The organism is uncultured Maribacter sp. (genome assembly GCF_947500985.1).
Lineage (GTDB): Bacteria > Bacteroidota > Bacteroidia > Flavobacteriales > Flavobacteriaceae > Maribacter.
This window is the reverse complement of the sequence record NZ_CANMTX010000003.1, coordinates 654,617-660,802: the sequence shown is the minus strand read 5'-3', so window position 1 is coordinate 660,802 and position 6,186 is coordinate 654,617. Positions and strand designations below refer to the sequence as shown.

4 protein-coding genes are annotated in these 6,186 nt (G+C 36.5%); 2 read left to right on the top strand and 2 right to left on the bottom strand.

The window, feature by feature from the left end; genetic code table 11:
• Positions 1-122: 122 nt before the first annotated feature.
• Together polA and Q0871_RS09325 are read right to left on the bottom strand one after the other, a co-directional pair.
• Positions 123-2,957 (bottom strand): DNA polymerase I, encoded by a 2,835-nt coding sequence (gene polA, locus Q0871_RS09330; protein WP_299321247.1) that lies wholly within the window; start codon positions 2,955-2,957, stop codon positions 123-125.
• Positions 2,958-3,059: 102 nt separating this feature from the next.
• The gene (locus tag Q0871_RS09325; RefSeq protein ID WP_299321244.1) at positions 3,060-4,046 is read right to left on the bottom strand and encodes an isoaspartyl peptidase/L-asparaginase family protein; all 987 of its coding nucleotides are present in this window, start codon (positions 4,044-4,046) and stop codon (positions 3,060-3,062) included.
• Between the two features lie 41 nt (positions 4,047-4,087).
• Between Q0871_RS09325 and Q0871_RS09320 the strand changes: the two genes are divergently transcribed.
• Both Q0871_RS09320 and Q0871_RS09315 read left to right on the top strand, forming a co-directional pair.
• The gene (locus Q0871_RS09320; RefSeq protein ID WP_299321241.1) at positions 4,088-4,810 is read left to right on the top strand and encodes a copper homeostasis protein CutC; all 723 of its coding nucleotides are present in this window, start codon (positions 4,088-4,090) and stop codon (positions 4,808-4,810) included.
• Between the two features lie 57 nt (positions 4,811-4,867).
• Complete coding sequence (locus Q0871_RS09315; RefSeq protein ID WP_299321238.1) at positions 4,868-6,097, top strand: metallophosphoesterase; 1,230 nt, start codon at positions 4,868-4,870, stop codon at positions 6,095-6,097.
• The last annotated feature ends 89 nt before the right edge of the window (positions 6,098-6,186 follow it).

Genomic DNA, 6,186 nt, shown 5'->3' with positions numbered 1-6,186 from the left:
AGAAAAAAAGGTGGTTTAAGGCAAAAAAGAAAATATTAATTAACTTTAAGAAACTGGACTAAGGCTTTTCATAGGAGCGTTTTGTTAACAGAATATTATCGTCAAAATACTACAATTGTTTCTTAATGAGCCACTAGCCAGTTATCTCCCATACCAACTTCTACATCTAAAGGAACTGCTATTTTGTACGCATTTTCCATTTCAGATTTAATTAGCGTCTGTAATTCTTCTAATTCTGGCTTGTAAATATCGAACACCAATTCATCATGTACTTGCAATAACATTTTAGATTTGTAATTACCTTCTTCTAGTTTATTATGAATGTTAATCATGGCGATTTTTATGATATCTGCCGCACTACCTTGAATAGGTGCGTTTACGGCATTCCGCTCTGCAGCTCCACGAACTATAGCATTGCTGCCATTGATATCTTTTAAGTAACGTCTTCTTCCTAAAACGGTTGAAACATAACCATTATCACGAGCAAAATCTACTTGCTCGCTCATGTAATTTCTTAGCTTCGGATAGGTCTTGTAATAGGTATCTATTAATTCTTTTGCCTCTTTTCTAGAAAGGTCCGTTTGGTTACTTAAGCCAAAGGCAGAGACACCATATATAATACCAAAGTTTACGGTTTTTGCATTACTACGCTGTTCTCTGGTTACTTCTTCTAATGGTACACTAAATACTTTTGATGCTGTAGAAGCGTGAATATCCTCTCCATTTTTGAAAGCTTCTATCATTGTGGTTTCTTCACTTAGTGCTGCAATAATACGTAGCTCTATCTGAGAATAATCTGCAGCTAATAAGGTGTAATTCTCATCACGTGGGATAAACGCTTTTCTAACTTGTCGTCCACGTTCTGTTCTAATTGGTATGTTCTGTAAGTTAGGGTTATTACTGCTTAAACGACCTGTTGCAGCTACGGTTTGCATATAGTCTGTATGTACTCTACCAGTAGATGGTTCTACTTGTTCTGGTAATGCGTCTACATACGTGCTTTTCAATTTGGCAAGACCTCTATAATCCAATACATTCTGAATAATTTCGTGATCTTTAGCTAAGTAAGAGAGCACATCTTCAGCGGTGGAGTATTGACCTGTTTTTGTCTTTTTAGGCTTGGCTACTAATTTTAATTTATCAAAAAGTATTTCGCCTAATTGCTTGGGTGAACCAATGTTGAATTCCTCACCCGCCACTTCATATATTTTTTTTTCTAAATTGGCAATATCATTGTTTAAATCTTCTGAAAGTGAATTCAAGAATTCTTTGTCTAAATTAATACCTTCCAATTCCATATCTGCCAATACACGTAATAGCGGAATTTCAATTTCTTTAAATAACTTTTCTGTATTCGCTTCTTTTAATTCTGGTCTAAAATGTTGAGCAAGTTGATAGGTGATGTCTGCATCTTCAACTGCATATTCCGTTTGTTTTTCTAGCGGAACATCGCGCATGCTCAATTGATTCTTTCCTTTTTTACCTATAAGTTCTGTGATGGGAACGGGAGTGTAATTTAAATACGTCTCTGCCAGCACATCCATATTATGACGCATATCTGGATTAATTAGATAGTGTGCCAACATGGTATCGAACAAAGGTCCTTTTACATCAATGTTGTATTTGTCTAAAACCTTAATATCATATTTAAGGTTTTGACCTATTTTTTCTATTGCTTCAGCTTCAAAGAAAGGGCGTAACTCTTCTAAAAGTGCCTGTGCTTCTTCTTTATTATCCGTGAAGGGAATGTAGTACCCTTTTGTAGCTTCCCAAGAGAAAGCAATACCAACTAATTCTGCTGTCAAAGGATCTAGACCTGTAGTTTCGGTATCAAAACAAACCAAAGTTTGCTGCATTAAACTTTTTAAGAATAATTTCATAGCCATACCTGGGGCAACACTTTGGTATGAGTGTGCTACATCTGCAATGGTCTTTCTGCTTGAAAAATCTTTTACGGTTGCGCCAGAATCAGCAGGACTTCCAAATAATGAAAACTGCCCGGATCCAGCATCTTGAATTTCTTTTTTGGCTGCTGGTTTACTGGTAGTCTCTGTAGCTGCTTCTTCAACTTCCGTAGAAAATAATTTTATAAACTGATCTTTTAATCTTCTAAACTCAAGCTCTTCGAAAATTTTCTGAACTCCTTCGGCATTCGGTTCAGACATTTCATAATCACTAGCGTTAAAAGTGACATCGACATCTAAGCAAATAGTCGCTAATTTTTTAGATAGAAGTCCTAATTCTTTATTGGCTTCTACCTTTTCTTTCATTTTACCTTTAAGCTTGTCTGTATTAGCCAAAAGACCTTCCATAGAATCGAAATCGGCAATAAACTTCTTTGCTGTTTTGTCACCAACGCCTGGCAATCCTGGTATGTTATCACTGGCATCACCCATCATACCTAGGTAATCAATAACCTGTTCTGGTCTTTCAACGCCGAAACGCTTTTGAATTTCTGGAATACCCCAAATTTCAATACCATTACCCATTCTCGCTGGGCGGTACATGAATATGTTTTCAGAAACCAGTTGTCCAAAATCCTTATCTGGCGTAACCATAAAAACCTTGTATTCTTCTTTTTCGGCTTGTTTTGCTAAAGTACCTATAATGTCATCTGCTTCCCATCCTTCTTTAACGACTACAGGTATATGCATTGCCTTTAATATATCTTGAATATATGGTACCGCTATACGTATGGCATCAGGTGTTTCTGATCTATTGGCTTTATACTCGGGGAATAATTCTGTACGTTCAGCACTTCCTCCTTTATCAAAACAAACGGCTAAATGATCTGGTTTTTCACGACGAATAACATCGAATAAAGAATTCATGAATCCCATAATCGCTGAGGTATCCATGCCTTGGGAATTTATTCTAGGGTTTTTTATAAGTGCGTAGTAACCACGAAAAATTAGTGCGTATGCATCTAGCAAAAAGAGTCTTTTTTGATCTGCCATTTTTGAGTATTGATTGTAAAACGTTAAAAGTACAAATTGATACGGAAACATTAAGCTAGATTGCCTTATTGCTTCGGTATTAAATCAAGTTATAGAGGTGTATCAGTTTTTTAAATAACTGTCTGAAGGATTGTTAATATGACCTTCACTGGTGTAGGTTCTATATGTAAACCCTGGGTGAATACAATAGCCACCTGTTTCTCCTTTTTTATTAATAGCGATGAATCCTATCTGAAAATCTTGCTTGTCCTTATTTTTAGCGATGATGCGTTTTACACCTTCTTCGCATGCTTCTTGTGGCGATTTCCCTTGGCGCATTAATTCTACGATTAAGAAACTACCAACGGTTCTTACTACCTCTTCACCAACACCTGTTGCGGTAGCTCCGCCAACTTCATTGTCAACGAAAAGTCCGGCTCCGATAATAGGCGAGTCACCAACTCTGCCTGCCATTTTATATGCCATTCCGCTAGTAGTACATGCACCTGCAATATCACCATCGGCATCGATTGCTAGCATACCAATAGTATCGTGATTTTCAATGTTTATGATAGGCTTATACTGCGATGTTTTTTTCCACTCTTCCCAAGCCTGTTTCGACTCTTCAGTTAAAAGATCTGTCTTCTCAAAACCCTGCTCGTATGCAAATTGCTCAGCTCCTTTACCTGCAAGCATTACATGCGGAGTCTCTTCCATCACTTTTCTGGCAACCGATATAGGGTTGGCTATATTTTGCATGGCAAGTACAGCGCCGCAATTGCCATCTTTGTCCATAATACAGGCATCTAAAGTAACATTTCCATCTCTATCCGGTCTACCGCCATTACCAACTGTACTATTGTTTAAATCGTTTTCTTCGACCATAACGCCTTGGTGAACGGCATCAAGAGAATTACCGCCTTTTTCTAAAACTTCCCATGCTTTGGCGGTTGCATTTCCAAAATCCCATGTACAAATTGCTATCGGTATAATACCAGCTTTGCTGCTTGCTTTTTTTGTAGTTTCATCTTTGAATGAGGCTAATAATGGTGCCGATACTATTCCTGCAGCCGCAGTAGTAGAATTTCTTAGAAACTTTCTTCTTTTCATGGGTTTGGTTCTTTACTTTTAGTGACCTTAAATATAACAATATGATAGTAGAAGTTTGTGCTAATTCTTTAGAATCTGCCATGGTTGCCGAACGTGCTGGTGCAGACCGTATTGAGTTATGCTCAGAACTGGCAGTGGGCGGGTTAACTCCTTCATACGGATTATTAAAAGCCGTAAAGGAACAAGTATCTATTCCTGTTCATGTATTGATTAGACCGCGTAGTGGAGATTTTACTTATACTGCTGATGAATTGAATATTATGCTAACTGATATTAAATTATGTGCTGAATTAGGTTTTGACGGAATTGTATCGGGAGTTCTTTTGAATGATTTTTCTTTGGATGTTGTACAAACCCAAAAGTTAAAGACCGCGGCCGGTAATCTAAAATTCACCTTTCATAGGGCGTTCGATTGGATTACGAATCCGTCGGAAGCTTTAGAACAACTTGAAGCAATGCAAGTAAATTATATATTATCATCTGGTCAACAGAAATCTGCTCTGCTAGGTATTGATTTCTTATCTGAATTAAAAAGGAAAACTAAGTCTATTCAAATTATGCCGGGTTCAGGTGTTAATGCTGGTAATGTTAATAGTTTTAAGGAAAAGGGTTTTAGTGCGGTTCATCTTTCTGGTACAGCTATGATTCAAACATTAGCTAAAAAACCTACTATCTCTATGAATTCAGAGAGCTTTTTAAGTAATAATCATATTGCAATTACGCAATTAGAAAATATTAAAGCGGTAGTTGCCAAGGTTAAATAAAATGCAAATGGGCACGCATACCGCTGTTATACAGATATCTTTGTAAAAAATTTAATCATGATACGTTGGGTTCTTTTCGTTATAGCTTATGTTGCTTTAAGTTTTTATGTACTTCAGGCATTGAAAACCATTACTAAGCAACCTTGGTGGTCTTGGATATATATAGCAATCTCTTTGGTTGTCATGATTAATTTTATATATCAATTCTCTATTGGTGAAGAGACAGGTCGTGTTTTAAGTATACCTAAAAGTTATGCTTTCGGGTTTTTGTTGACCATGTTAACTTTTAATATCATCACCATTATTTTCTTGTTTTCTGAAGATATGTATCGCCTTATTTCTGGTTTGTATCAAAAGTTATTTGGTGAGGAAAAACAATTCGGATTACCTGCTAGAAGACGATTTTTAAGTTTACTCGCTTTAGGTATTGCTGCGGTTCCTTTTGGTGCGCTATTGTATGGTATGTACAAAGGTAAATACAACTTCAAGGTCTTGAAATACGATTTAGAGTTCGATGATTTACCCGATAGTTTTGATGGCTATCAGATTACTCAAATTTCAGATATACATAGTGGTAGTTTTGATGATAGAAAGATGATTGAATATGGTGTAAATCTAATCAATAAGCAAAAAAGTGATGTGTTGTTGTTTACTGGTGATATGGTAAATAATATGACTTCTGAAATGGAGCCGTGGGCAGATTTGTTCAGCACCTTAGAGGCTAAAGATGGTAAGTTTTCGGTATTAGGGAATCATGATTACGGAGATTACATCCCTTGGGATACAGAAAAACTAAAACATCAGAATTTAGAAAACCTAAAAACATTGCAAAAAGAAATGGGTTTTGACCTTCTGCTTAACGAGCACAGGTACTTACAAAAAGGAGATGATAAGATTGCTTTGGTAGGAGTAGAGAATTGGGGTAAAGGCGGATTCAAAAAAGCAGGAGATCTCAAAAAAGCTGCTTCACAGATTAATGCCGATGATTTTAAAATATTAATGAGTCATGATCCATCGCACTGGGAAATGGAAGTGATACAAGATGACTATCATTATCATTTAACCTTAAGTGGACATACGCACGGAATGCAGTTTGGTATCGAAATACCAGGATGGATCAAATGGAGCCCTGTAAAATGGAGGTATCCTTATTGGGCAGGTATTTATAAAGAAATGGGTCAATTTATTAATGTAAACAGAGGTTTTGGCTTTTTAGGATACCCGGGTAGGGTAGGAATTTGGCCTGAAATCACTGTAATAACCCTAAAGAAAAAGGCGTTAACATGATTTTAACCCTTTTGCAGCATTACAATTGGGATGCTAAGACTAGTGTTTTAACAATTTTTATTACATTTGGCTAACTAAGAAAAGCATTT

Excerpts from the sequence above, each read along its gene's own strand:
- Q0871_RS09315 (WP_299321238.1), top strand. The coding sequence starts at position 4,868 with ATGATACGTTGGGTTCTTTTCGTTATAGCTTATGTTGCTTTAAGTTTT.
- Q0871_RS09320 (WP_299321241.1), top strand. The coding sequence starts at position 4,088 with ATGATAGTAGAAGTTTGTGCTAATTCTTTAGAATCTGCCATGGTTGCC.
- Q0871_RS09325 (WP_299321244.1), bottom strand. The coding sequence starts at position 4,046 with ATGAAAAGAAGAAAGTTTCTAAGAAATTCTACTACTGCGGCTGCAGGA.
- polA (WP_299321247.1), bottom strand. The coding sequence starts at position 2,957 with ATGGCAGATCAAAAAAGACTCTTTTTGCTAGATGCATACGCACTAATT.